Genomic DNA, 23588 nt, shown 5'->3' with positions numbered 1-23588 from the left:
CGGCGTGCGGCAACGGGGACTACTTGGCGAGGAACTCCTTCAGCGCGGCGTTGACCTCGTCGGCGTGGGTCCACAGCAGGCCGTGCGGAGCGCCCTCGACCTCGACGTAGTCGGCGTCGGGCACTGCCTGGTGGAATCGACGGGCGGTGGCATCGATCGGCAGGATGTTGTCCTTCGTCCCGTGCAGGATCAGGGTGGGCTTTCCGGCGGAGCGCACGGCCTCGACGTCGGTGCGGAAGTCTTCGATCCACGCCGGCACGACCGCGTAGGCGGCCACGGGGGCGCTGCCGACCGCGACGTTCCAGCTGCCGGTCACCGCCTGCTCGCTGATGCGCGAGCCCAGGTTCTCGTCGAGGTTGTAGAAGTTCTTGTAGAAGTCGGTGAACCACGCGAAGCGATCGCCCTTGGCGGCAGCCTCGATGCCGTCGAAGACCTCCTGCGGCACGCCCTCGGGGTTGTCGTCGCGCTGCACGAGGAAGGGCTCGAGCGAGGCGAGGAAGGCGAGCTTGGCGACACGGTCGTGTCCGTGGCGGGCGACGTAGCGTGCGAGCTCTCCGGTGCCCATCGAGAAGCCGACCAGCACGACGTCGCGCAGGTCGAGGGTCTCGAGCACGGTGTTCAGGTCGGCGGCGAAGGTGTCGTAGTCGTACCCGGTGTTCACCTTCGACGATCCGCCGAAGCCGCGGCGGTCGTAGGTGATGACGCGGTAGCCCTGGGCGAGGAGCTCACGGGTCTGACGCTCCCAGCTGTGACCGTCGAGCGGATAGCCGTGGATCAGGACGACGGGCTGACCCGATCCCTGGTCTTCGTAGTAGAGCTCGATCGGGGTGCTGTTCTCGGTGCCGACGGTGATGTAACCCATGATCCTGATCCTTTCGGTTCCGGTGAGAACGGTCGTTCTCGCTGGATGTGACCAATCTAGAGAACGTTCGTTCTCGTGTCAAGTAGACTTCTGGACATGACCGAAGACGAGGCTCGCGAGCGCATCCTCTCCACCGCCGAGGAGCTGTACTACCGCAAGGGGTACGCGGCCGTCGGCATGGACGAGCTGCGTCAGGAGGCCGGGGTCTCGCTGCGCCGCCTCTACTCGCTGTTCCCGTCGAAGACCGACATCGTCGTCGCCGTGCTCGCACGCAAGCACGCCGAGTGGGAGTCGGGCCTGTCGGGTGCCGTGGCGGATGCGGGCGGCGACCCGCGCGCACGTCTCCTCGCCGTCTACGGCTATCTCGAGAACTGGTTCTGCGCCGACGACTTCCGCGGCTGCGCATTCATCAACGCGTTCGGTGAACTCGGCGGCACGAATCCCGAGGTTGCCGAGATCGTTCGGGCGCACAAGGCCTCGTTCCAGGAGTACATGGCGGGTCTCGTCGCCCAGACGGGCGCGTCCCCCGCGCTCGCCGCGCAACTGTCCATCCTCGCCGAGGGGGCGCAGAGCACGGCCGCGATCTCGGCCGACCCGGCAGTGGCCGCGCAGGCCAGGGGAGCCGCCGAAGTCCTGATCGACGCGGCCTTCACGCGCGCCTGATCCTTCCGCGTGAGTCGGGCATGATGGGGGTTTTGACTAACCTGGTTAGCGAAATGCCGTTCCGGTGTCAAGGGCGATGCGTCGCGCGCGGGCGTCTCGTAGCCTGCGGAGCATGGAATCACGCACAGAGGGCATCGGTCGTCAGTCGCTGATCATCGCGGCGGCGACGTTCATGGTGATCGCGGCCGCTGTCGGCGCGGGGGCATTCGGCGGTGCGTCCGTCGATGACCTGCAGGACGGGGCCCTCTCCGCCCAGGGCTCGTACCTCGCGCCCGCGGGGCCCGCATTCTCGATCTGGTCGCTGATCTACCTCGGCCTGTTCGCGTACACGGTGTGGCAGGCGTTCCCCGCCCAGCGGCAGGACCCGCGTCAGCAGGCCGTGGGCGGATGGATCGCCGCGTCGATGGTGCTGAACGGGCTGTGGCTGGTGACCGCACGATTCCTGACGCTCTGGCTCACCGTCGTCGTGATCGCGGCGCTGCTGGCCGTGCTCGCTCGAGTGATCGTGCTGCTCGGTCGCTTCCCCGCCCGCAGCCTCGCCGATCGCATCCTCACCGACGGCGCGAACGGCCTGCACTTCGGCTGGGTCACGATCGCCACCGTCGCCAACACCGCCGCCTGGCTCACGCAGATCGCACCGCAGAGCTGGGCGCAGGCCGCCGATGCCTGGGCGATCGGCGTGCTGGTCGTCGTCCTCGTGATCGGAGCCGCCGCCGCCTGGATCACCGGACGCATCGCCCCCGCCCTCGCGACGGCATGGGGTCTGGCATGGCTCGCCGTCGGACGGCTCACCGGAGAACCTCAGAGCACGCCGACCGCGATCGCCGCGATCACCGTGGCGGTGATGCTCGTCATCACCGGCATCGTGGCGGTGTCGCGCCGGTCGCGCGCCGTGGACGCCGACGCTCAGAGCACCAGGCGGTAGCCCATCCCCGATTCGGTGAGCAGGTGCACGGGAGCGCCGGGCTCCTGCTCGAGTTTCTTGCGCAGCTGCGACATGTACAGGCGCAGGTAGCCGGAGTCGGAGACCTGCTCGCTGCCCCAGATCTCCTTCAGCAGATCCTGGCGCGTGACCAGGGCGCCCGGATGCCGGGAGAGGTGCTCCAGCATCCGCCACTCGGTCGGGGTCAGGTGCACGCGCGCTCCGCCCCGTGTCACGGTCTTCGTCGAGAGGTCGACCACCACATCGCCGAAGGCCACGGTCGACTCGCCGCTGGCCGGGATGGAGCGACGCGAGAGCGCACGCAGCCGCGCCAGCAGCTCGTCGACCTGGAAGGGCTTGGTCACGAAGTCGTCGGCGCCGGCGTCGAGCGCTTCGACCTTGTCGGCCGAACCCGTGCGACCGGAGACCACGATGATCGGCACGTTGGTCCATCCGCGCAGCGCCTGGATCACCTCGATGCCGTCGAGTCGGGGCATCCCCAGGTCGAGCATGATGAGGTCGGGGTGGGTCTGGGCGGCCGCAGCGATGGCGGCGGCCCCGTCGGGAGCCACGACCACCTCGTATCCGTGCGCGGCGAGGGTGATCCTCAGCGCGCGGACCATCTGCGGATCGTCGTCGGCGATGAGCAGCTTCACTCCGTGCCCTCCGTGTCGGCAAGTCCTGCGGCCAGCGGCAGGGAGATGACCATGGTGAGGCCTCCGCCAGGCGTGTCCTCGGGTGTCAGGGTACCGCCCATGCCCTCGGTGAACCCGCGCGACAGGGCGAGTCCGAGTCCCAGCCCTGTCGTGTTGTCGGTGTCGCCGAAGCGCTGGAACGGCTGGAAGATGCGGTCGCGCCGCTCGGGGGAGACGCCGTCGCCCCGGTCGATGATGCGGATCTCGGCGCGGCCGCCGAGGGCGCTCGTGGAGACGATGACCCGTGCGTCTTCGGGGGAGTGCCGATGGGCGTTGGCGATCACGTTGACCAGCACGCGCAGCAGCAGCACGGGGTCGGCGTGCAGCGGCGGCAGGTCGGGGTCGAGGGCGAGCTCGACGTCGGACGGCCCGAGCCCCAGCTCATCGACGGCGGCGAGCACGCAGCCGGCCGCATCCATCCGCGACGACGACACGGCGAGCACGCCGGCCTGCACGCGGCTCACGTCGAGCAGGTCGGTGACCAGCGTCGACAGCGTCGCGAGACTCTCGTCGGCGGTGGCGAGCAGTTCTTCGCGATCGGAGGCCGACAGTCCGTGCGCACCGCGCAGACCGCCGATGGCGGCGACCGCCGAGGCGAGGGGGCGGCGCAGGTCGTGGCTGACGGCCGACAGCAGGGCGCTGCGCACCTGATCGGTCTCGGCGAGTGCTTCCGCCTCGCTCGCGGTGGCACGCAGATCGGTGTGCTCGATCGCGGCCGAGAGCTGGGCGACGATCGCATCCAGCAGGCGGCGTTCGGGTCCGGCGAGCGGCTCGCCGTTCAGCTCCAGCACCGCACGGGGCCCGCCCCCGGGGACGACGCCGACGGGGATGGTCGTGGCACGTCCGTCGGCCACGGGTTCGCCGTCGCTCGCGAGCACCTCGCCGTCGGGGGCGATCAGGCGCACGCCGCTCAGCCCGAACGCCTCTCGGGTGCGGCTGACCAGAGCCAGCACGGCGTTGTCGCCGCGGAGCACGTTGCCGGCGACTGCGGCGAGCAGCTCGGCCTCGGCGGCGGCGCGCTGCGCGGTGCGGGCCCGTCGCGCAGCCTGGTCCACGATGATGCTGACCAGGATCGCGATGAGCACGTAGAGGGCGAGCGCGAGCACGTGCAGCGGATGCGCGATCGTGATCGTGAACAGCGGAGCGACGAAGAGGAAGTCGAGCGTGACGCCCGAGAGCACCGCCGCGAACACCGCAGGGCGGATGCCGCCGATGAGGGCGACCACGACCACGAGCAGTTGGTACGCGAGCACCTCGGCGGTGATCGACTCGGGGCTGCGGAACGTGAACATGATCCACGACAGGATCGGTCCGAAGACGAGCGCGACGCCGAAACCGAGCAGCTGTCGACGCCAGCCCAGGGCTCCGCCGGTGATGCGCGGCAGCACCATCCGCCCACCCGCTGCGGCGTGCGTGACGATGTGCACGTCGATGTCGCCGGAGCGGCGGATGACCTCAGAGCCGATGCCGGGACCGGTCAGCGCAGCGGTGAGGCGACTGCGCCGGCTGACGCCGATCACGAGCTGGGTGGCGTCGGCGCCCTGCGCGAACTCGACCAGGGTGGCGGGGATGTCGTCGCCCACGACCTGGTGGTAGGTGCCGCCGAGCGACTCCACGAGCGTGCGTTGCGCGGCGAGGGCTCCCGGTGTCTCGTCGCGCAGGCCGTCCTGCGCGGTGATGTGCACCGCCAGTAGTTCGCCGCCGGCGGAGCGGGCCGCGATCCTGGCGCCGCGGCGCAGCAGGGTCTCGCCCTCGGGGCCGCCGGTCAGGGCGACGACCACGCGCTCCCTGGCCTGCCAGTTGCCCTCGATGCCCTGTTCCGCCCGGTAACTGCGCAGCGCGCTGTCGACCTCGTCGGCGAGCCAGAGCAGGGCCAGCTCGCGCAGTGCGGTGAGGTTGCCGAGGCGGAAGTAGTTCGACAGGGCGGCGTCGATCCGCTCGGCCGGGTAGACGAGTCCGGCCGAGAGTCGATCACGGAGCGTCTGCGGGGCGAGGTCGACGACCTCGATCTCGTCGGCGGCGCGGACCACGGCGTCCGGGATCGTCTCCTGCTGCGCGATGCCGGTGATCTTCTCGACCACGGCGTTCAAAGACTCGATGTGCTGCACGTTGACGGTGGTCACCACGTCGATGCCCGCATCCAGCAGCTCGTCCACGTCCTGCCAGCGCTTGGCGTTGCGCGAGCCGGGGACGTTGGTGTGCGCCAGCTCGTCCACGAGGGCGATCTCGGGTGCCCGCTCGAGCACGGCGTCGACGTCGAGTTCGGTCAGGGCGATCCCGCGGTGGAGGTCGACCCGGCGGGGCACCTCGGGGATTCCGGCGGTCTGCGCCTGCGTCGCGGCGCGGTCGTGCGTCTCGACGATCGCGATCACGACGTCATGGCCCTCGTCGAGCATGCGTCGTCCCTCGGCGAGCATCTCGTAGGTCTTGCCGACGCCGGGGGCGGCTCCGAGGAGTACCCGGAGCCGCCCCCGGCGGGAGTGGCCGTGAGATCGACGAAGCGGCGCTGCGGTCATTCGCCCTCCCGTTCATCGAGCGCGAGATTGAGCTCGGCGACGTTGATGCGTTCCGCGCCGAGGAATCCCAGATCCCGCCCTTGAATCCTAGACTCCACGAGGTCGCGCACCTCCTGTGCGGAGAGTCCGCGGGCCTCGGCGACGCGCGGCACCTGCAGCAGTGCGTACGCCACGCTGATGTGCGGGTCGAGCCCGGAACCCGAGGCGGTGACCGCGTCGGCCGGCACCTGCGACGGGTCGACGCCCTCGCGCTCCGCGATCGCGGCCTTGCGCTCCGCGATCGCTGCGACCAGGTCGGTGTTCTCCGGGCCGAGGTTGCTGCCGCTGGAGCCCGCGCCGTCGTAGCCGTCGCCCGCGGCGGAGGGCCGCGACTGGAAGTACTCCGGGAGCGCCTCGCCGTCGTCATCGGTGAAGGACTGGCCGATCAGCGAGCTGCCCCTGTCGTCGGGAAGGGGGGAGCCATTGGCCTGCCACGGGAGCAGGAGCTGCCCGATGCCGGTGACCAGGAGTGTGTAGGCGACGCCGAGCACGAGGGTGAGGACGAGCATCGCGCGGACGGCGACACCGGTGGTGCGGACCGCGGTGCGTGTGGAGGACATGTCTGGATTCCTTTTCCGAGCCGGGTCAGAAGCCCGGGATGAGGCTGACGACGAGGTCGATGATCTTGATGCCGATGAACGGAGCGATCACGCCGCCGAGTCCATAGATCAGCAGGTTGCGCTGCAGGATCTGCGAGGCGCTCGCCGGGCGGTACTTCACTCCGCGCAGGGCCAGGGGGATCAGGAACACGATCACGATCGCGTTGAAGATGATCGCGCTGGTGACGGCCGACGCCGGCGAGTGCAACTGCATGACGTTGAGCGCCGCGAGTCCGGGGAAGACGCCCATGAACATCGCCGGGATGATCGCGAAGTACTTCGCGATGTCGTTGGCGAGCGAGAACGTGGTGAGCGCTCCGCGCGTGATGAGCAGCTGCTTGCCGATGCGCACGATGTCGATCAGCTTGGTCGGGTCGGAGTCGAGGTCGACCATGTTGCCGGCCTCCTTCGCCGCCGAGGTGCCGGTGTTCATCGCCACGCCGACGTCCGCCTGGGCGAGCGCGGGGGCGTCGTTGGTGCCGTCGCCGGTCATCGCGACCAGACGGCCGCCCTCCTGCTCGCGCCGGATGAGCTCGAGCTTGTCCTCGGGCGTCGCCTCGGCGAGGAAGTCGTCGACCCCGGCCTCAGCGGCGATCGCCTTCGCCGTGAGCGGGTTGTCGCCCGTGATCATGACCGTGCGGATGCCCATCGCGCGCAGTTCCTCGAAGCGCTCGCGGAGGCCGTCCTTCACGATGTCCTTGAGGTGCACCACGCCGAGGACGCGACCGTCGGCACCGGGCGTCTTCACGGCGACCACGAGCGGGGTGCCGCCGCTCTCGGCCACGGCGTCCGTGCGCGTCGTGAGCTCGACGTCGTCGCCGTCGAGCCCGAGCCAGGCCCGCACCGCGGAGCCGGCGCCCTTGCGGATCTGCGTGCCGTCGGCGAGGTCGAGGCCCGACATGCGCGTCTGCGCCGTGAACGGCACGACCACCGCGTCCTCCGGTGCGGTCACCCGGATGTCGTTCGCGGCGGCGAGTTCGACGATCGAGGCGCCCTCGGGGGTGGGGTCTGCAAGCGACGACAGTGCGGCGACGTGCAGCAACTCCTCGCCGTCGACACCCGGGAGGGCGAGCACCTCGTGGGCGCGGCGGTTGCCGTAGGTGATGGTGCCGGTCTTGTCGAGCAGCAGGGTGGTGACATCTCCTGCCGCCTCGACCGCGCGCCCCGACATCGCGAGCACGTTGCGCTGCACGAGGCGGTCCATGCCGGCGATGCCGATCGCCGAGAGCAGCGCCCCGATGGTGGTCGGGATGAGGCAGACGAGCAGCGCGATCAGCACCGGGATGCTGACGGGAGAGGCGGCGTACGACGCGATCGGGTTCAGGGCGAGCACCACGACGACGAAGATGATCGACAGGCTCGCGAGCAGGATGTTCAGCGCGATCTCGTTGGGGGTGCGCTGGCGGCTGGCCCCCTCGACCAGCGCGATCATGCGGTCGACGAAGGTCTCCCCCGGCTTCGAGGTGATGCGCACCACGATGCGGTCGGACAGCACGCGGGTGCCACCGGTCACGGCGCTGCGGTCGCCGCCGGACTCGCGGATCACCGGCGCGCTCTCGCCCGTGATGGCCGATTCGTCGACGGTGGCGATGCCCGCGACGATGTCGCCGTCGCCGGGGATCAGCTCGCCCGCTGTCACGATCACGATGTCGTCGCGCTGCAGCTCGGCCGACGAGACCTGGGCGGTCGCGGCGTGCTCGGCGGCGGCATCCGCTGCCTTGTCGTAACCGACCACACGCCGGGCCATCGTGCTGGTGCGGGTCTTGCGCAGGCTCGCGGCCTGCGCCTTTCCTCGGCCCTCGGCGACCGACTCCGCCACGTTGGCGAACAGCACGGTGAGCCAGAGCCAGATCGCGATGCCCCAGGTGAAGGGGGCGGGAACCGCGGTGCCGCCGGAGTCGGCCGGGCCGCCCAGGAACGGCTCGGCGATCGCGAGCACGGTGGTGAACGCGGCGCCGACCCAGACCAGCAGCATGACGGGGTTGCGCACGAGCGCTGCCGGGTTGAGCTTGCGCAGGGCCCCGGGAAGGGCCTGCACGAGCTGCGACCAGCCGAAGGAGCGCGGCGGTTGTGCGGGTGTGGATGCCGGAGCATCCTGCTGTTCGGAGGGGGTGGTGATGAGGGTCATGGTCAGACGAGTCCTTCAGCGAGGGGTCCCAGTGCGAGCACGGGGAAGTAGGTGAGCGCGGTGACGATGACGGTCACGGCGAGGAGCAGGCCGACGAACTGCGGCCGGTGCGTGGGCAGGGTGCCGGAGGTCGCCGGTACCCGCTGCTGCGCCGCGAACGAGCCGGCCAGAGCGAGCACGAGCACGATCGGCAGGAACCGGCCGAGCAGCATCGCGATGCCGAGCGCGGTGTTGAACCACGGGGTGTTCGCGGTGAGTCCGGCGAAGGCGGAGCCGTTGTTGTTCGACGCCGAGGTGAAGGCGTAGAGCACCTCGCTCATGCCGTGCACGCCGGGGTTCAGGATGCTGGTCGACTCGACATCGGCGCGGATGCCGGGGATCGCGAAGCTCAGCGCGGTGCCGGCCAGCACGAGGGTCGGCGTCACCAGGATGTACAGGCTCGCGAGCTTGATCTCCCGCGGACCGATCCGCTTGCCCAGGTACTCCGGCGTGCGGCCGACGAGCAGTCCGCCGACGAACACCGCGATGATCGCGAGCACGAGCATGCCGTACAGGCCCGAGCCGACGCCGCCGGGGGCGACCTCGCCGAGCATCATGTTCAGCATGGGCATCATGCCGCCGAGTGCCGTGTACGAGTCGTGCATCGAGTTGACGGCGCCTGTCGAGGTGAGGGTGCTGGCGCTGCCGAACAGCGTGGAGCCGAGGATGCCGAAGCGCACCTCCTTGCCCTCCATCGCGGCCCCGGCGAGTTCCGGAGCGGTGCCGCGGCCGGCCAGCTCGAGCGCCGAGAGGGCGAACGTCGAGACGAGGAAGATCGTGCCCATCACGGCGGCGATCGCGTAGCCCTGGCGGTGGTCGCCGATCATGCGGCCGAACGTGCGGGGGAGGGCGAACGGGATCACGAGGATCAGCAGCACCTGCAGCAGGTTCGTGAAGCCGGTCGGGTTCTCGAAGGGGTGCGCCGAGTTGGCGTTGAAGAAGCCGCCGCCGTTGGTGCCGAGGAGCTTGATCGCCTCCTGCGAGGCCACCGGACCTCCCGGGATGGTCTGCGTGCCGCCGGACACCGTGGTGACGTCGGTGAAGCCCGCGAAGTTCTGGATCACGCCGCCCGCGAGCAGCGCCACCGCGCCGATGAGGGCGATCGGGAGGAGGATGCGGCCGAGACCGCGGATCAGGTCGACCCAGAAGTTGCCGACCGTGGCGGAACCACGGCGAGCGAGACCGCGGATGAGGGCGATCGCAATGGTGAGGCCCACCGCCGCCGACACGAAGTTCTGCACGGTGAGACCCGCGAGCTGCACGGTGTAGCCCATGGTCTGCTCGGGGGAGTACGACTGCCAGTTGGTGTTGGCCACGAACGAGGCGGCGGTGTTGAAGGACAGCCCCTCCGGCACCGCCGGGAGGCCGAGGGACTGCGGCAGGAACGCCTGCAGTCGCTGCAGGCCGTAGACCAGCAGAACGCCGACCACCGAGAACGCCAGCACGCTGCGGGCGTACGCGCGCCAGGTCTGCTCCGACGACGAGTCGACGCCGATGAGCCGATAGACGCCGCGCTCGACCCGCAGGTCGCGCGCCGACGTGAAGACATGGGCGATGTAGTCGCCGAGGGGGCGGTAGAGGAGCACGAGCACGACCACGACGGCCGTGACCTGCAGGATGCCGAACCAGATCGTCGCGTCCATCAGAACCTCTCCGGCGCGACGAGCGCGACCACGAGGTAGACGACGGCGGCGACCGCGAGGGCGGCGGCGAGGATCTCGAAGACGATCACAGCCGCTCCACCCCCTTGGCCACCAGGGACACGAGGGCGAACAGCGCGAGAGTCAGCGCGATGTAGATGATGTCGAGCACGGATCCGATACAACTCCCGCACGGCCCCGGCAGCCGCCATCCTCACGCTTCCCCTACGCCCTCCGCGCGGATGCATGCGGGTTGCTCACGGCATCCGTGTCCCCGCCGCTCCCGCCTGATCTCGTTCCGGTCGCACTTGCTGTCGCTTCCGATGCTCTCGGGCGGCAGCAAGTGCGACCGGAACGGCCCGCGTCGGCCATATGCTCACGAGGTGGGAATCGGAAGGATGCGGATCGGGGCCGGGACGTGGGTCGTCGCCGGGCTGGTCGTGGTCGCCCTCGTGTGCATCGTCACCGGGTTCCTGCCGCGCTCCGACGCCGGGGCATTGGGCGAGCGGATCGCGCCCGTGCTGGGGTTCGTCGTCGCGATCACGATCGTCGCCGAGCTCGCCCGCGACGCCGCGGTCTTCGACGTCGTCTCGCAACGACTCGCCCGCTGGGGACGCGGTCGGGTGCTCGTGCTGTGGGCGCTGGTGGTCGCGCTCGCCGTGGTGAGCACGGTGTTCCTGTCGCTCGACACGACCGCCGTGATCGTCACCCCGGTCGTCGTCGTCCTCGCGCAGAGCATCGGCGTCTCACCCCTTCCCTTCGCCCTGGCGACCGTGTGGCTCGCCAACACGGCATCCCTCGCCCTCCCGGTCTCGAACCTCACCAACCTGCTCGCCGCCCCCGCCATCGGCGAGGGCCCCGCGGCGTTCTTCGCGCTCAGCTGGGCACCGACGCTCGTCGGCATCCTCGTGCCCGTCGCGCTCCTGACGATCCTGCATCGGCGCACGGTCTTCGGTGCGTACGAGACCCCGGTGGCACGGCGGCCCGCCGACCCGACGCTGTTCTGGAGCGCGACCGGCATCCTGCTCGTGCTGATGCCTCTGCTCGCCCTGACCCACGACGTCTGGATCCCGGCCGCGGTCGCCGCGCTCGCGCTGATCGGCCTGTTCGCGGTCCGGCGGCGCCGGGCGCTGCGGCTCTCGCTCGTCCCGTGGCAGGCGCTCGCGCTCGCCGCGTCGCTGTTCGTGCTGGTCGAGGCGGCGCACGCGCAGGGCCTGATCGACTTCCTGACCTCGCCGACCGCGAACGGCGACGCTCCCGGCGACCTGTTCCGGCTGGCTGCGCTGGGGGCCGGGAGCGCCAATGCGATCAACAACCTCCCGGCGTACCTGGTGCTCGAACCGGCCGCCGGCGACCCGGTGGCACTCATGGCGCTGCTGATCGGCGTGAACATCGGTCCGCTCATCACGCCGTGGGCGTCGCTCGCGACCCTGCTGTGGCACCACCGGATCGTCGCGCTCGGTGTCACGATCCGATGGAGCCGTTTCATGCTGTGGGGCGTGGTGGCTGCGGTGCCGACCGTGCTCGCCGCCGTGCTCGTGCTCTGGCTCGTCTCGGGCTAGTGCTCCGTTCCGGTCGCACCTCCTGCCGTCCCCGAGGCGCGGAGGCGGCAGGAAATGCGACCGGAAGGGGGAGCGGGCCGGAAGAGGAAGTGCGCCGGGCCTGACAGGATGTCGGTCATGAGCGTTCTCTACGACTACTTCTCCGCGCCGAACGACGAGCGGGCCGTCACCGTCCTCCAGGTGGAGGGCGGACCGACCGCGGAGGAGTCGGGCTTCGATGCCGGAACGCTCGGCGGCATCGACCCGGTCGTGCAGCTCGGCACGCTCGAGGCGCTGCTGACGGGCGTGCCGTACGACGAGGTGACCGACGACCCGCGTGCCGGCCACAACCTCGCGATGAGCGACGACTACGACCGGATCGTCATCACCGTGACGGATGCGCTGGCCGCCGCTCTCGCCGCAGCCGACGACGTCCGTCTGGCAGAGGTCGCGGAGCCGTGGTCGCAGACCGAAGAGCTCGAAGGGGCCGATCCGGCCCAGCTGGCCGCGTTCGCGCGCGACCTCGCCGCGCTCGCTCGTCGCGCCGCGGCGTCCGACCACCGCCTCTACTGCTGGACCAGCATCTAGGACGCTCGTCCGCGCAGGACGCACCCCAGCGGTGAGCCGTCACGGGGCCTCGATCAGCGTGCGGTCGGCCACTCCTCGGCGAGAAGGCCGTAGTTCATGCCGTCGAGCCATTCGCCCGAGCGATGCAATGCCGTCTTCCGGCTGAACTCCTCTCGGCGCATCCCGAGCCGCTCCATGAGGCGCCAGGACGGCTCGTTGTCGGCGAAGCACCCCGCATGCACCCGGCGCAGGCCCAATGCGCCGAAGCACACGTCGATCACCGCGCGGATCGCCTCTGTCGCGTAGCCGTGCCCGGTGTGCGCGGGGTCGAGAACCCAGCCGAGCTCGGCCTCGACGCCCTTCGCCCGGGCGGCGACCTCGAGCTGCGCCCACCCGTCGCCGCGCCGCACCATGATGTCGCCGATCGGGGTCGGGGCGGTGCTTTCGGCGTCGGGCAGCAGCTCCACGATGTACAGGGAGGCGAGCCGCTCGGGGTCGAGATACCGCTCACGGAACGCGTCTCGCGTGTCGGGAGCGGCACCGAGCCACCGGTTCACCTCGGGGAGCCGACGCCACTCCCACATCGCATCGACGTCGGCGGGCGTGCACGGGCGCACCTGCAGCCGGGCCGTCCGCGCGGGCCACGGCTCGGGGGTTCGCGTGTCGGTCATCGCTCCACCCTAGGCGCGTCCGGCGACGTCGATCACGGGGTCTCCCCGCCGACCCGTCGCATCTCCTCCGCGAGCGCGCTGTTCGTCTCGGCGAACCGTGCGGTGATGTTCTCGCGCACCTCGGGCGACTTGTTCTGGCTGAGTTTGGCTCGCGCATCGAAGCGGGTCACGCGCATCCGCAGACCGACCGTGCCCTTGGCGGCGCGGCGGGTGCCCTCCTCGTCCTCCGACAGGTGTCGGCCGTGCTGCTGATGATCCTCGAAGTGGTCGGTCAGCCGCGAGAGCATGGCGTAGTTCTCCTCTTCGCTCAGGATCTCGGGGATGCCGTACAGGTGCGCGGTCACGTGGTTCCACGTCGGGACCAGATCGCCCGGTGCGTACAGTGTCGGTGACACGTAGTCATGCGGTCCCTGGATGATCACGAGCACTTCATGCCGGCCGAGTTCGTGGAGCTGCTCGTCCGGGCGCCCGAAGTGGCTCGCGATCACGATGTCGTCGTCGTCCTCCATCAGCAGCGCGGGATAGTGCGAGGCGACCAGGCCGCCGCTCGCCGGGGAGACGAACGTCGCCCAGGGGTTCCCGCGGATGAGGCGCTTGACCTCGTCAGGATCGGTCATCAGGTAGCGGGGCGTGTGGCGCATCAGGATTCCTCTCTTCGGCGGTCGGTCAGACGGGTGCGCACCGCGAGGGCGGCGCAGGCGATCACGGCGAGTCCGCCGACGGCGGTCGCCCAACCGATCTGTTCGTGGAGGAGGAGCGCGGCCCACGCGATGCTCATCACGGGCTGGACGAGCTGGATCTGGCTGACCTGCGCCATCGGACCGATCGCGAGCCCGCGGTACCAGGCGAAGAAGCCGAGGAACATGCTCACCGCCGCGAGGTAGGCGAACGCGAGCCATTGCACGGGCGTCGCGGCGGGCGGCTGCTGGATCGCCGACGCGACGGTGAGTGCCGTCATCAGTGGGGCGGCGACGATCAGCGCCCACGACACGGTCTGCCAGGAGCCGAGTTCACGCGCGAGCAGACCGCCCTCCGCGTAGCCGACCGCCGCAGCGATCACGGCCCCGAACAGCAGCAGATCCGCGCCGGTGAGGGAGCCGATGCCCCCGTTCTGCAGTGCCGCGAAGACCACCGCCGCGACCGCACCGAGGACAGCGAAGAACCAGAAGGACGGGGCGGGGCGTTCCCCGGTGCGGAGCACCACGGCGACCGCGGTCGCCGCGGGAAGCAGGCCGATCACGACGGCGCCGTGGCTCGCGGGGGTCGTGGTCATCGCGAAAGATGTGAGCAGCGGGAAGCCGGCCACGACTCCACCCGCGACGATCGCGAGACGGCCCCACTGGATCGTCGTGGGCGGGCGCTGACGCGTGATCGCGAGTGCGGCACCGGCGAGGAGGGCGGCGACGACCGCGCGCCCGGAGCCGATGAACAGCGGTGAGAGCCCGCCGATCGCGATGCGTGTGAACGGGAGGGTGAACGAGAAGGCGAGGACGCCGAGGAGCCCCCACCAGAGTCCGGCACGCGTCGATAGCAGTGGCCGCGTGGAAGCGATAACGCTACTCTGTTCTTTCATGAGCAAGGATAGCAGTGACCGGATCGTCGCCGGAGTGCGTGCGTGGATCGCATCCGCTTCTCCGGGCGCGCGAGTCCCCTCGAATCGTGCGCTCATGGCGCAGTACGGCGCGAGTCCGATCACCGTGCAGAAGGCGATGCAGCAGCTCGTGCGACTCGGTCTGGTCGAGTCCAGGCCCGGCGCGGGTACGTTCGTGCGGGCCGTGCCCGCCGCCCGTTCGGTCGACTACGGCTGGCAGACGGCCGCCCTCGGCACGGCGCCCGCGGGACTCATCGGCCTGTCATCGACGCAGCGCACCGTCGCCCCCGACGCGATCGGACTGCACTCGGGCTACCCCGCGGTCGACCTGCTGCCGCAGCGGCTCGTGCGACAGGCCCTGGTGCGTGCCGCTCGGTCGGACGCGGCGCTGACCCGTTCGCCCGCCGCAGGCCTTCCCGATCTGCAGGCGTGGTTCGCGGCGGAACTCGCATCCTCCGCCCCCGCGGGGGTCACCCCCGCATCGGCGCGCGATGCCCTGATCATCTCGGGCAGCCAGAGCGGGCTGAGCTCGATCTTCCGTGCCGTGGTGGGTGTCGGTCAACCGCTGCTGATCGAGTCGCCGACGTACTGGGGCGCGATGCTCGCGGCCGCGCAGGCCGGCGTCGTGCTGGTGCCGATCCCCTCCGGGCCGCACGGCCCCGATCCGGATGACGTCGAGCGGGCGTTCGCGCAGACCGGAGCCCGCGCGTTCTACGCGCAGCCGACCTTCGCCAACCCGACCGGCGCGCAGTGGCCGGTCGCGACGGGGGAGGCCGTGCTCGAGACCGTCCGTCGGCACGGGGCCTTCCTGATCGAGGACGACTGGGCGCACGACCTGGGGATCGACGCCGACCCGCGCCCGGTCGCCGCGTCCGATGACGACGGACACGTCGTGTACCTGCGCTCGCTCACGAAGAGCGCCTCGCCCGCCCTCCGCGTCGCGGCCGTGATCGCGCGCGGACCCGCGCGGGAGCGCATCCTCGCGGATCGCGCGGCCGAGTCGATGTACGTGAGCGGGGTGCTGCAGACCGCGGCCCTCGACGTGGTCACCCAGCCCGCGTGGCGCACGCACCTGCGCGGCTTCCGCGAGCACTTGCGCGCGCGCCGCGACCTGCTGGTCTCGAGCCTCGCCGCGCACGCCCCCTCCGCGCACGTCGAGAGCGTTCCGGTGGGCGGCCTGAACCTGTGGGTGCGGCTGCCGGAGGGGACGGATGTCGCGCGGGTGGTCCGTGAGTGCGAGGTGCGCGGTCTGATCATCGCCCCGGGCTCCGAGTGGTTCCCGGCGGAGCCTTCCGGCTCCTACGTGCGCCTCAACTACGCGAACGCCGACACCGCCCGCTTCGCGGAGGCCTCCGGCATCCTGGGCGCCGTGCTGGACGGGTCCTGAGGGGTCGCTCAGCCCGCTCCGGTCGCAGTTCCTGTCGCCCGCGAGCCGAGGAGGCGGCAGCAACTGCGACCGGAAGGCCGACCTCAGGCTTCGGGGGCGCCGTCCTGCGGCGGGCCGGCGGGGCGGTGGGCGCGACGGCCGGCCACCACGACCGGACGACCGGCACGTTCCTGACCGGGCAGCGGACGGGAGCGGCGGCCGTAGATGAGCTCCGACGAGTCGAGCAGCCACGGCACGAGAGTGATCGACACCCCGTGCACGAGCATGAGCTGGTTGGCGAGACGGCGCGCGCGACGGTTGTGCAGGAACGACTCCCACCAGTGGCCGACGATGTACTGCGGCAGGTACACCGTCACGACCGACGAGCCGTGCTTCTCGCGATACTGCTTGATGAACTGGGTCACCGGCTGCGCGAACGAGCGATACGGCGACTCGACGATCACGAGCGGGATCGGCACCAGGTGGTCGGCCCAGTCCTTCTGCAGCTGGGCCGCATCGTCGGAGGCCACGGCCACGTGCACCGCCAGCGTCTTGCCGTGCTTGGCCGCGATCGCGTAGTCGATGGCCTTCACGACGGGCTTCTGCAGTCGGTTGACGAGCACGATGGCGAGGTCGCCGGTCGCACCGAACTTCGTGGTGTCGTCGATCGCGATCTCATGCTCGACGTCGCGGTAGTACCGCTTCACCCCCAGCATCAGGAAGGCGAGGATCGGGATCGCGAAGAAGACCAGGTATGCGCCGTGCGTGAACTTGGTGATCGTCACGATGACCAGCACGAGCACGGTCATCGCGGCGCCCGTGGAGTTGATGATGAGTCCGACCTTCGCCGAGCGGCGGTCGGATGCCGAGGCGCCGTCGATCCCCGAGTCCTTCATGCCCTCGACCGGTCCGCGCAGCACGCGTCGCCAGTGCCGCACCATGCCGATCTGTCCGAGCGAGAACGAGACGAACACGCCGATGATGTACAGCTGGATCAGCGTGGTCAGCTTCGCCTGGAAGATCACCAGCACCGCGATCGCCGCGATGCCGAGCAGGATCATGCCGTTCGAGAACACCAGGCGGTCACCGCGGGTGTTGAGCGACTTCGGCGCGTAGCCGTCGCGGGCGAGCACAGCGCCCAGCAGAGGGAAGCCGTTGAAGGCGGTGTTCGCGGCGAGCAGCAGCACGCACGCGGTCGCGGCCTGCACGATGAAGAACGCGATGCTGCCGCCGCCGAAGGTCGCTGCGGCGATCTGCGCCATCAGGCTGGGCTGCGGATTCGTGCAGTCGAAGCCGACGAGGTCGCACGGGTTCTCGGCGTAGTGCACGCCGGTGATCAGGGCGAGGGCGGTGAGGCCGGCGAACAGGCAGATGGCGATCGACCCCATCAGCACGAGTGTCGACTGGGCGTTGCGCACCTTCGGGGCGCGGAAGGCGGGAACGCCGTTCGACACGGCCTCGACACCGGTGAGGGCGGAGCATCCGCTCGAGAACGCGCGCAGGATCAGCAGGATCACGGCCGCCTGGCCGAGGCTCTCGGCCTGCACCGAGAACTCGGCGCTCGAGGCGACAGGGGCGTCGCCCAGGAAGGTGCGGATCAGGCCGGTCACGATCATGATGCCGACCGAGCCGATGAACACGTACGTCGGGATCGCGAAGACCAGGGAGGCCTCGCGCACCCCGCGGAGGTTCACGACGATGATGAGGATCACGAAGCCGACGGCGAGCTCGACGCGGAACGGGTCGAGCCCCGGCACGGCCGAGATGATGTTGTCGACACCGGAGGCGACCGACACGGCCACGGTCAGCACGTAGTCGACCAGGAGCGCCGCGGCCACGATCACACCGGGGATCTCGCCGAGGTTCTTCGACGCGACCTCGTAGTCCCCACCGCCCGAGGGATAGGCCTTGATGAGCTGGCGGTAGCTGAGCACGACCACGATCAGCAGCACCACGACCGCGATCGCGACGAGCGGCGTGAACGACAGGAAGGTGAGCCCGCCGATCAGCAGGATCATCACCAGCTCCTGCGGGGCGTAGGCCACCGAGCTGAGCGCGTCGGACGCGAAGATGGGAAGAGCCATCCGCTTCGGGAGCAGCTGGTCGTCGACCTGCTGGCTCGTCAGCGGTTCTCCGATGAGGATGCGCTTGGCGAGCGGCGGTGAGTCCGCGCCCTCCCTGTTTTCGTCTGACACGTCCGGCGACACTACGCCTCCTGATGGCATCCTCACGCGATCCTCACGGAATCCCTACGGTGGGATGCGCGGTCCTCACGGAATCCTTACGCGCAAAGCTACACTGGCACGCGGTGGAAAATCAGGTGCTGCTCGGATTCATCGCGATCGCGATGGGGGTGGCTTTCGGCATCCTCCTGTTCGTGCCCTTCGTGGCGGTCAGCTATCGCCGACGCGGGCGACTCGGCCTCGGACGCACGCTGCTCTGGCTGTCGGCCCTGATCTATTTCTGGGCGGTCTGGACCTATACCCTGCTGCCGCTGCCCGACCCCGACACGATCCGTTGCGTCGGAGCGATCACCGATCCGATGTCGGTCGTGCGCGATGTGCGGAAGGCTTTCGCGGCCCCGGGCAATCCGCTGCGTCAGCCGGCTCTGCTGCAGCTGGTCTTCAACGTGCTGCTGTTCGTGCCGCTCGGCTTCTTCGTCCGAGTGCTCGCCGGTCGTGGGGTGCTCACGGCGCTCGCCGCCGGCTTCGGCCTGTCGCTGCTGGTCGAGACCACGCAGCTGACCGGCGTGTGGGGCGTCTACCCGTGCGCGTATCGCTTCTTCGACGTGGGCGACCTCATGACGAACACCCTCGGCGCGGTCATCGGCTGCATCGCGGCGATCCTCGTCCCGCGATCGCTGCGCGGCGTGAAAGTGAGCCCGGACGCCGATCGTCCCCGTCCGGTCAGCCGCGGCCGCCGCCTGCTCGCGATGCTGTGCGACTTCCTCGCCTACGGGTTCCTGAGCGTGGCAGCCGGGGTGACCGTGCAGGTGTGGCTGGAGTTCGTCGTGGACGACCGCGCCGCGGTGCTCGACGGCGCCCTCGCATCCGCCGCCGCCACCATCGTCCCCTCAGCACTGTTCCTGGTGCTGATCCTGGTCGGCGGGCGCTCGGTGGGCGACATCGCGGTGCAGCTCCGATACGCGGGATCGCGCCTGCCCGCACCGTTCGCGCGGCTCCTGCGCTGGGCGGGCGGCATCGGCGGGATCAGCGCGCTGCAGCTGCCCGGCGGGTTCTTCGGCTTCGCGGCGGCAGTGCTGTTCCTCGCCGCGATCGTGCTGCCGTTCACGACACGTGACGGTCGCGGACTTCCCGGCGTCGTCTCCGGACAGCACCTCGTCGACGCGCGGGCGGGTGCCGCGGGCCCTGCGCCGAGCGTGCCCGCATCCGCTTCCCCTCCGCGCGACGCATGACCGACTGAGGGTCCGATGAACGCCGCGGGCTCAGCTCTCCGTGTGGGGACGCGGCATGTACCACTCGGTGAACTCCGTCGCCCGCCCGTCGGGAGCGAGCCGGATGATCCAGAGGTTGAGGTAGTCGCGTTCGGCCGGGTATTCCGTGCGCCCCTGGACGACCACGAAGCCGCCGACCTCGTGCAGGACCTCCCACTCGAACGTCCAGGAGCCCGGTTCATCGCCGTCGTCGATCCACCCGGAAACGATCGCCTCGCGCCCCACGCGCGGCTCCGAATCGGGGCTCGTGAGATATCGGGCGTCGTGCGTGAAGAGTGCTCCGATCCGCTCGGGATCGTTCGATCTCCATGCCTCGATGTAGGCCCCGGTCCAGTCCTCGCCTGCGGTCGTCATGTGCTCCGTTCTAGGCCGCGGGGGAGGTCGCGTCAACCCGTTCGCGAATCGTGAGGACATCGGGGATCCACAGCGGTTTCCGATCACGAACCCGTAACGTCGATGGCATGACGACTGTTCACGTCACCGAGGACACGATCAACCAGGCCCGCGAGCTGCGCGATGAGCTGCAGCGGTTCCTGCGCGAGTACGAGTTCGGGATGCGCGAGGTCGAGACGAAGATCTCGATCCTGCGCGACGAGTTCACGCACGACCACGCGTACAACCCGATCGAGCATGTGAAGAGCCGGCTGAAGTCGCCGGACAGCATCGTCGAGAAGATCGCCCGCAAGGGCATCGACGAACCCGACTTCGACCGCATCCGCGCGGAGATCACCGACATCGCCGGTGTGCGCGTGACTTGCAGCTTCGTCGCCGACGTCTACCGCCTGTTCGATCTGCTCACCGCGCAGGACGACGTCACGGTGCGCACGGTGAAGGACTACATCGCGCAGCCGAAGGCCAACGGCTACAAGAGCCTGCACGCGATCATCGAGGTGCCCGTCTTCCTGTCGACCGGTGCGCTGTCGGTACCGGTCGAGGTGCAGTTCCGCACGATAGCGATGGACTTCTGGGCCAGCCTGGAGCACAAGATCTACTACAAGTTCTCGAACCAGGTGCCCTCGCATCTCGTCGACAGCCTGTCGGATGCCGCGGATGCCGCCGCCGAGCTCGACAGTCGCATGGAGCGCCTGCACCGGGAGGCGCACGGCGTGCCGCAGCGTCAGCTCGCCCCGCCGCCCCCTCCTGCCCCGCCGGCGGTCCCGGACGCCCCGACCGGCCCGCGCGTCGTCGGGGTCTGACCGAAGACGCGCCGAGCACCCGTCCACAACTCCGGAGAAGCTGCGGACGGGCGGCTCCCTGCGTGGCGGTGTTGCGACGGAGCCGCGGTGCTGGGAGCATCGGCGGGTGGTGAGAACGCAGGAAGCCGTGTCCGTGGACGCCGAGCACGACGTCGATGAATTCGCGCGCGTCGACGACCTCGCCGGGCTCGATCGCGACCGGCAGCGGTGCGAGTGCGATCACGGCGACGACGACGGCTACCAGCCGTGCGGACGCAAGGCCAAGTGGCGCGTGACGGTCGACTGCGTCTGCGGCGAAGGCCACCCGCGCCGGGTCGAGATCCTGTGCTCCCGATGCATGCGGACACTGAGGAAGTTCCAAGGACGTGAGGCCGTCACCGTGCGCCGCCTCTGACCGTCGAGCCCGTCTGCCGCGGGATCGTCCCATCCGATCGTGGTTCCGCTCCGAACAACGGGGGATCACACCGGCGACGGTGTCGACGTGACGTCGGACAGGAGACGACTATGGTGCAGCGCCGCAGTGGCAATAGGTTCCTCGTCTGGGCCGCCCTCGCGGGCGTGATCGGCGGGGGCGTCTTCCTCGCCACGGCCGAGCTGTTCGCACTGCTCTTCGCGCGCGCAGCCAGTCCGATCCTCGCCGTGGGCGGGTTCGTGATCGACATCGTGCCGCAGCCCTTCAAGGAGTTCGCGATCGCCACGTTCGGCGAATACGACAAGATCGCCCTGCTCGCCGGCCTCGGACTGGCTGTGGTCATCGCCTCGGCGATCGCCGGCATCCTGCAGTTCGTACGGCCGCCGCTCGGCGTGATCGCTCTCGTGATCGCGGGCGCACTCTCGACCGCGGCGATCGTGACCCGGGCCGCCGTCGCTCCGCTCGCCTTCCTGCCCCCGGTCCTGGGAACCGTCGTGGGGTCGTTGGTCCTCGTGCTCCTGTGCCGTCGCCTGCGCGGATGGAGGGATTCCGTCGTCGGCGTCGAGAGCGAACGGAAGAGCGACACGTCGACCGCTGGAGACGAGATCGTCCGTGCCGACGACGAAGGAGAGTCCGTCCGCCCCGGAATCGACCGCCGCCGCTTCTTCGTCCTCGCCGCGCTCGCCGGGGCATCCGCACTGGTCGTGGGCATCACCGCCCGCACCGTGAGCATGGCGGTGTCGTCGGTCGAAGCGATCCGCGGTGCGCTCAAGCTGCCCTCCCCGAAGACCACGGTGACCGTGCCGCAGGGCGCCGAGCTCGACATCCCCGGGCTCAGCAAGCTGTTCACCCCGAACAAGGACTTCTATCGCGTCGACACCGCGCTCACGGTGCCCTCGATCGATCCGGACACCTGGCGTCTGGTGATCGACGGGATGGTCGACCAGCGTGTGGAGATGAGCTTCCAGGACATCCTCGACATGGGCCTCGACGAGTACGCGATCACGCTCACGTGCGTCTCCAACGAGGTCGGCGGTGAGCTCGTCGGCAACGCGAAGTGGCTGGGGGTGCCGTTGCGCGACGTGCTCAAGAAGGCGGGAGTGAAGTCCGGTGCCGACATGGTGCTCTCACGCAGCGTCGACGGCTACACCGCGAGCACGCCGCTCTCGGCGTTGACGGACGACGACCTCGACGCGATCCTCGCCGTCGGGATGAACGGTGAACCCCTGCCCCTGGAACACGGATTCCCGGTGCGGATGGTCGTGCCCGGCCTCTACGGATACGTGTCGGCGACCAAGTGGCTCACCGAGCTCAAGGTCACCACCTTCGCCCAGGACGAGGCGTACTGGACTCCCCGGGGCTACAGCGCGGAGGCCCCGATCAAGTTCGCCTCGCGCGTCGACACCCCCAAGATCGGTGAGGCGGTCGACGCCGGGAAGATCCCGATCGCCGGAGTCGCCTGGGCGCAGTCGGTCGGTATCGAGCGCGTGGAGGTCAGCATCGACGACGGGGACTGGATGCCGGCGACGCTGTCGACCCCGATCAACGACGACACCTGGGTGCAGTGGTTCATGGAGTGGGATGCCACGCCCGGCACGCACTACGTCGCCGTGCGTGCGATCAACAAGAACGGCGATCTGCAGATCCAGGAGCGTGCGCCGATCGCACCGAACGGTTCGTCGGGCTGGCAGCGTTCACTCATCCGGGTCAACTGAGAGCCGTGCGCGGTCGGCGGCTCGGGCCTAGTGTGGGAGCCATGGGCCCGCTCCCCGCACTCGTGATCACCGTCTCGGACCGATCATTCTCCGGAGAGCGCGAGGATCGCGGAGGTCCGATCGCCGTGGGCCTGCTCCGCGATGCCGGATGGCACTGTCCCGACGCCGAGATCGTCGCCGACGGCGCGGGTTCGGTGGCGGACGCTCTGCGCCGGGCCGTCGCCCGCGGCATCCGGCTGGTGGTGACCACCGGGGGAACCGGTGTCGGTCCTCGTGACCTGACGCCCGAGGGGACGCGGCGCGTGATCACCCGAGAGATCCCCGGGATCGCCGAGGAGCTGCGTCGCAGCGGACTCGCCGACACCCCGCTGTCCGTGCTGTCACGCGGGCTCGCCGGCATCGTCGATCCTGACGGCACGCTCGTCGTGAACCTTCCCGGTTCGCCGCGGGCCGTCGCCTCCGGCGTCCCCGTGGTGCTCGGCGTCGCCGGGCACATCCTGGATCAGGTGAAGGGCGGAGACCACTCATGAACGACGTGCGCATCGCAGCGGTATCGGAGGAGCGACTCGATCTCGACGCGCACCTCGCCGCGGTCGAAGACCCTCGACTGGGGGCCGTGACGACCTTCGTCGGGCGGGTGCGCGACAACGACCCCGACGCCGAGACACCCGTGGTCGGGCTGGAGTACAGCGCTCACCCCGATGCGGAGGCGACGCTGCGGCGGATCGCCGAGCAGGCCGGTGCCGGCGCGGAAGCCCCCGCCGTGGTGGCCGTGAGCCATCGCATCGGACGGCTCGACGTGGGCGATGCGGCCGTGGTGATCGCGGTCGCCTCCGAACACCGTGCCGAGGCTTTCGAGGTGTGCCGGGCGGTCATCGAGGCGATCAAGAGCGACCTCCCCGTCTGGAAGCGTCAGCTCGAGGTCGACGGGACGTCGTCGTGGAAGGGCATCGGCGGCTGAGCCGCAGGGGC

23 protein-coding genes are annotated in these 23588 nt (G+C 70.0%); 11 read left to right on the top strand and 12 right to left on the bottom strand.

Annotated features, from left to right (window positions below; all coding sequences use genetic code 11):
* Positions 1–19 precede the first annotated feature (19 nt).
* Positions 20–862 carry an alpha/beta fold hydrolase gene (locus GZ64_RS0103370; protein ID WP_029260076.1) on the bottom strand — a complete coding sequence of 281 codons (843 nt, stop codon included), beginning with the start codon at positions 860–862 and terminating at the stop codon, positions 20–22.
* Positions 863–958: 96 nt separating this feature from the next.
* On the opposite strand from GZ64_RS0103370, the gene GZ64_RS0103365 reads away from it, so the two are divergent.
* Both GZ64_RS0103365 and GZ64_RS0103360 read left to right on the top strand, forming a co-directional pair.
* Positions 959–1525, top strand: coding sequence for a TetR/AcrR family transcriptional regulator (locus GZ64_RS0103365; RefSeq protein WP_029260075.1), 567 nt, complete (start codon positions 959–961; stop codon positions 1523–1525).
* A 112-nt stretch (positions 1526–1637) separates the two neighbouring features.
* The gene (locus GZ64_RS0103360; RefSeq protein WP_029260074.1) at positions 1638–2450 is read left to right on the top strand and encodes a tryptophan-rich sensory protein; all 813 of its coding nucleotides are present in this window, start codon (positions 1638–1640) and stop codon (positions 2448–2450) included.
* On the opposite strand, the gene GZ64_RS0103355 is transcribed toward GZ64_RS0103360, so the two are convergent.
* From GZ64_RS0103355 to GZ64_RS18925, 6 genes are read right to left on the bottom strand one after another with little or no spacing between them, the layout of a single operon-like run.
* Positions 2432–3103 (bottom strand): response regulator, encoded by a 672-nt coding sequence (locus GZ64_RS0103355; RefSeq protein ID WP_029260073.1) that lies wholly within the window; start codon positions 3101–3103, stop codon positions 2432–2434. The two genes, GZ64_RS0103360 and GZ64_RS0103355, sit on opposite strands and share 19 nt — an antisense overlap.
* Entirely contained in the window at positions 3100–5658 is a 2559-nt protein-coding gene (locus GZ64_RS0103350; RefSeq protein WP_029265113.1) for an ATP-binding protein, read from the bottom strand. The genes GZ64_RS0103355 and GZ64_RS0103350 overlap by 4 nt, the downstream gene beginning before the upstream one ends.
* Complete coding sequence (gene kdpC / locus GZ64_RS0103345) at positions 5655–6257, bottom strand: potassium-transporting ATPase subunit KdpC (protein ID WP_029260071.1); 603 nt, start codon at positions 6255–6257, stop codon at positions 5655–5657. Before kdpC ends, GZ64_RS0103350 begins: the two co-directional genes overlap by 4 nt.
* Before the next feature lie 25 nt (positions 6258–6282).
* Positions 6283–8424, bottom strand: coding sequence for a potassium-transporting ATPase subunit KdpB (gene kdpB, locus GZ64_RS0103340; protein WP_029265111.1), 2142 nt, complete (start codon positions 8422–8424; stop codon positions 6283–6285).
* Between the two features lie 2 nt (positions 8425–8426).
* Positions 8427–10106: a potassium-transporting ATPase subunit KdpA gene (gene kdpA / locus GZ64_RS0103335; protein ID WP_029265110.1), complete on the bottom strand. Its 1680-nt coding sequence runs from the start codon at positions 10104–10106 to the stop codon at positions 8427–8429.
* Positions 10106–10195 (bottom strand): potassium-transporting ATPase subunit F, encoded by a 90-nt coding sequence (locus GZ64_RS18925; protein ID WP_017201862.1) that lies wholly within the window; start codon positions 10193–10195, stop codon positions 10106–10108. Before GZ64_RS18925 ends, kdpA begins: the two co-directional genes overlap by 1 nt.
* 306 nt (positions 10196–10501) lie before the next feature.
* Between GZ64_RS18925 and GZ64_RS0103320 the strand changes: the two genes are divergently transcribed.
* Positions 10502–11665, top strand: coding sequence for an SLC13 family permease (locus tag GZ64_RS0103320; RefSeq protein WP_029265109.1), 1164 nt, complete (start codon positions 10502–10504; stop codon positions 11663–11665).
* 117 nt (positions 11666–11782) lie between these two features.
* Complete coding sequence (locus GZ64_RS0103315; RefSeq protein WP_029260067.1) at positions 11783–12232, top strand: hypothetical protein; 450 nt, start codon at positions 11783–11785, stop codon at positions 12230–12232.
* A 53-nt stretch (positions 12233–12285) separates the two neighbouring features.
* On the opposite strand, the gene GZ64_RS0103310 is transcribed toward GZ64_RS0103315, so the two are convergent.
* From GZ64_RS0103310 to GZ64_RS0103300, 3 genes are read right to left on the bottom strand one after another with little or no spacing between them, the layout of a single operon-like run.
* On the bottom strand, positions 12286–12882 hold the full coding sequence (locus GZ64_RS0103310; protein WP_029265108.1) for a GNAT family N-acetyltransferase: 597 nt from the start codon (positions 12880–12882) through the stop codon (positions 12286–12288).
* 32 nt (positions 12883–12914) lie between these two features.
* Positions 12915–13523 carry an FMN-binding negative transcriptional regulator gene (locus tag GZ64_RS0103305; protein WP_029265107.1) on the bottom strand — a complete coding sequence of 203 codons (609 nt, stop codon included), beginning with the start codon at positions 13521–13523 and terminating at the stop codon, positions 12915–12917.
* Positions 13523–14455 (bottom strand): DMT family transporter, encoded by a 933-nt coding sequence (locus GZ64_RS0103300; protein ID WP_029265106.1) that lies wholly within the window; start codon positions 14453–14455, stop codon positions 13523–13525. The genes GZ64_RS0103305 and GZ64_RS0103300 overlap by 1 nt, the downstream gene beginning before the upstream one ends.
* Here GZ64_RS0103300 and GZ64_RS0103295 point away from each other — a divergent pair.
* On the top strand, positions 14454–15860 hold the full coding sequence (locus GZ64_RS0103295) for an aminotransferase-like domain-containing protein (protein WP_029265104.1): 1407 nt from the start codon (positions 14454–14456) through the stop codon (positions 15858–15860). The two genes, GZ64_RS0103300 and GZ64_RS0103295, sit on opposite strands and share 2 nt — an antisense overlap.
* An 83-nt stretch (positions 15861–15943) precedes the next feature.
* On the opposite strand, the gene GZ64_RS0103290 is transcribed toward GZ64_RS0103295, so the two are convergent.
* Positions 15944–18064: an APC family permease gene (locus GZ64_RS0103290; RefSeq protein ID WP_029265102.1), complete on the bottom strand. Its 2121-nt coding sequence runs from the start codon at positions 18062–18064 to the stop codon at positions 15944–15946.
* Positions 18065–18147: 83 nt separating this feature from the next.
* Here GZ64_RS0103290 and GZ64_RS0103285 point away from each other — a divergent pair, with 83 nt between their 5' ends.
* Positions 18148–19254: a VanZ family protein gene (locus GZ64_RS0103285; protein ID WP_029265101.1), complete on the top strand. Its 1107-nt coding sequence runs from the start codon at positions 18148–18150 to the stop codon at positions 19252–19254.
* A 30-nt stretch (positions 19255–19284) separates the two neighbouring features.
* On the opposite strand, the gene GZ64_RS0103280 is transcribed toward GZ64_RS0103285, so the two are convergent.
* Positions 19285–19647, bottom strand: a complete 363-nt coding sequence (locus GZ64_RS0103280) for a nuclear transport factor 2 family protein (RefSeq protein WP_029260060.1) — start codon at positions 19645–19647, stop codon at positions 19285–19287.
* A gap of 107 nt (positions 19648–19754) precedes the next feature.
* On the opposite strand from GZ64_RS0103280, the gene GZ64_RS0103275 reads away from it, so the two are divergent.
* The 5 genes from GZ64_RS0103275 (at position 19755) to GZ64_RS0103255 (ending at position 23577) form a co-directional block, all read left to right on the top strand.
* The gene (locus tag GZ64_RS0103275; protein ID WP_029265100.1) at positions 19755–20489 is read left to right on the top strand and encodes a GTP pyrophosphokinase; all 735 of its coding nucleotides are present in this window, start codon (positions 19755–19757) and stop codon (positions 20487–20489) included.
* Positions 20490–20595: 106 nt separating this feature from the next.
* Complete coding sequence (locus tag GZ64_RS0103270) at positions 20596–20883, top strand: hypothetical protein (RefSeq protein ID WP_136023941.1); 288 nt, start codon at positions 20596–20598, stop codon at positions 20881–20883.
* A gap of 110 nt (positions 20884–20993) precedes the next feature.
* Positions 20994–22616 (top strand): molybdopterin-dependent oxidoreductase, encoded by a 1623-nt coding sequence (locus tag GZ64_RS0103265; RefSeq protein ID WP_029265099.1) that lies wholly within the window; start codon positions 20994–20996, stop codon positions 22614–22616.
* A gap of 41 nt (positions 22617–22657) precedes the next feature.
* The gene (locus GZ64_RS0103260) at positions 22658–23146 is read left to right on the top strand and encodes a MogA/MoaB family molybdenum cofactor biosynthesis protein (RefSeq protein WP_029260056.1); all 489 of its coding nucleotides are present in this window, start codon (positions 22658–22660) and stop codon (positions 23144–23146) included.
* Positions 23143–23577: a molybdenum cofactor biosynthesis protein MoaE gene (locus GZ64_RS0103255; RefSeq protein ID WP_029260055.1), complete on the top strand. Its 435-nt coding sequence runs from the start codon at positions 23143–23145 to the stop codon at positions 23575–23577. The genes GZ64_RS0103260 and GZ64_RS0103255 overlap by 4 nt, the downstream gene beginning before the upstream one ends.
* Positions 23578–23588 lie beyond the last annotated feature (11 nt).

The sequence above is a fragment of the Microbacterium sp. Cr-K32 genome, from assembly GCF_000708345.1.
GTDB lineage: Bacteria > Actinomycetota > Actinomycetes > Actinomycetales > Microbacteriaceae > Microbacterium > Microbacterium maritypicum_A.
Note: the sequence above shows the minus strand (reverse complement) of the source record. Positions and strands in the feature narration are given on the sequence as shown.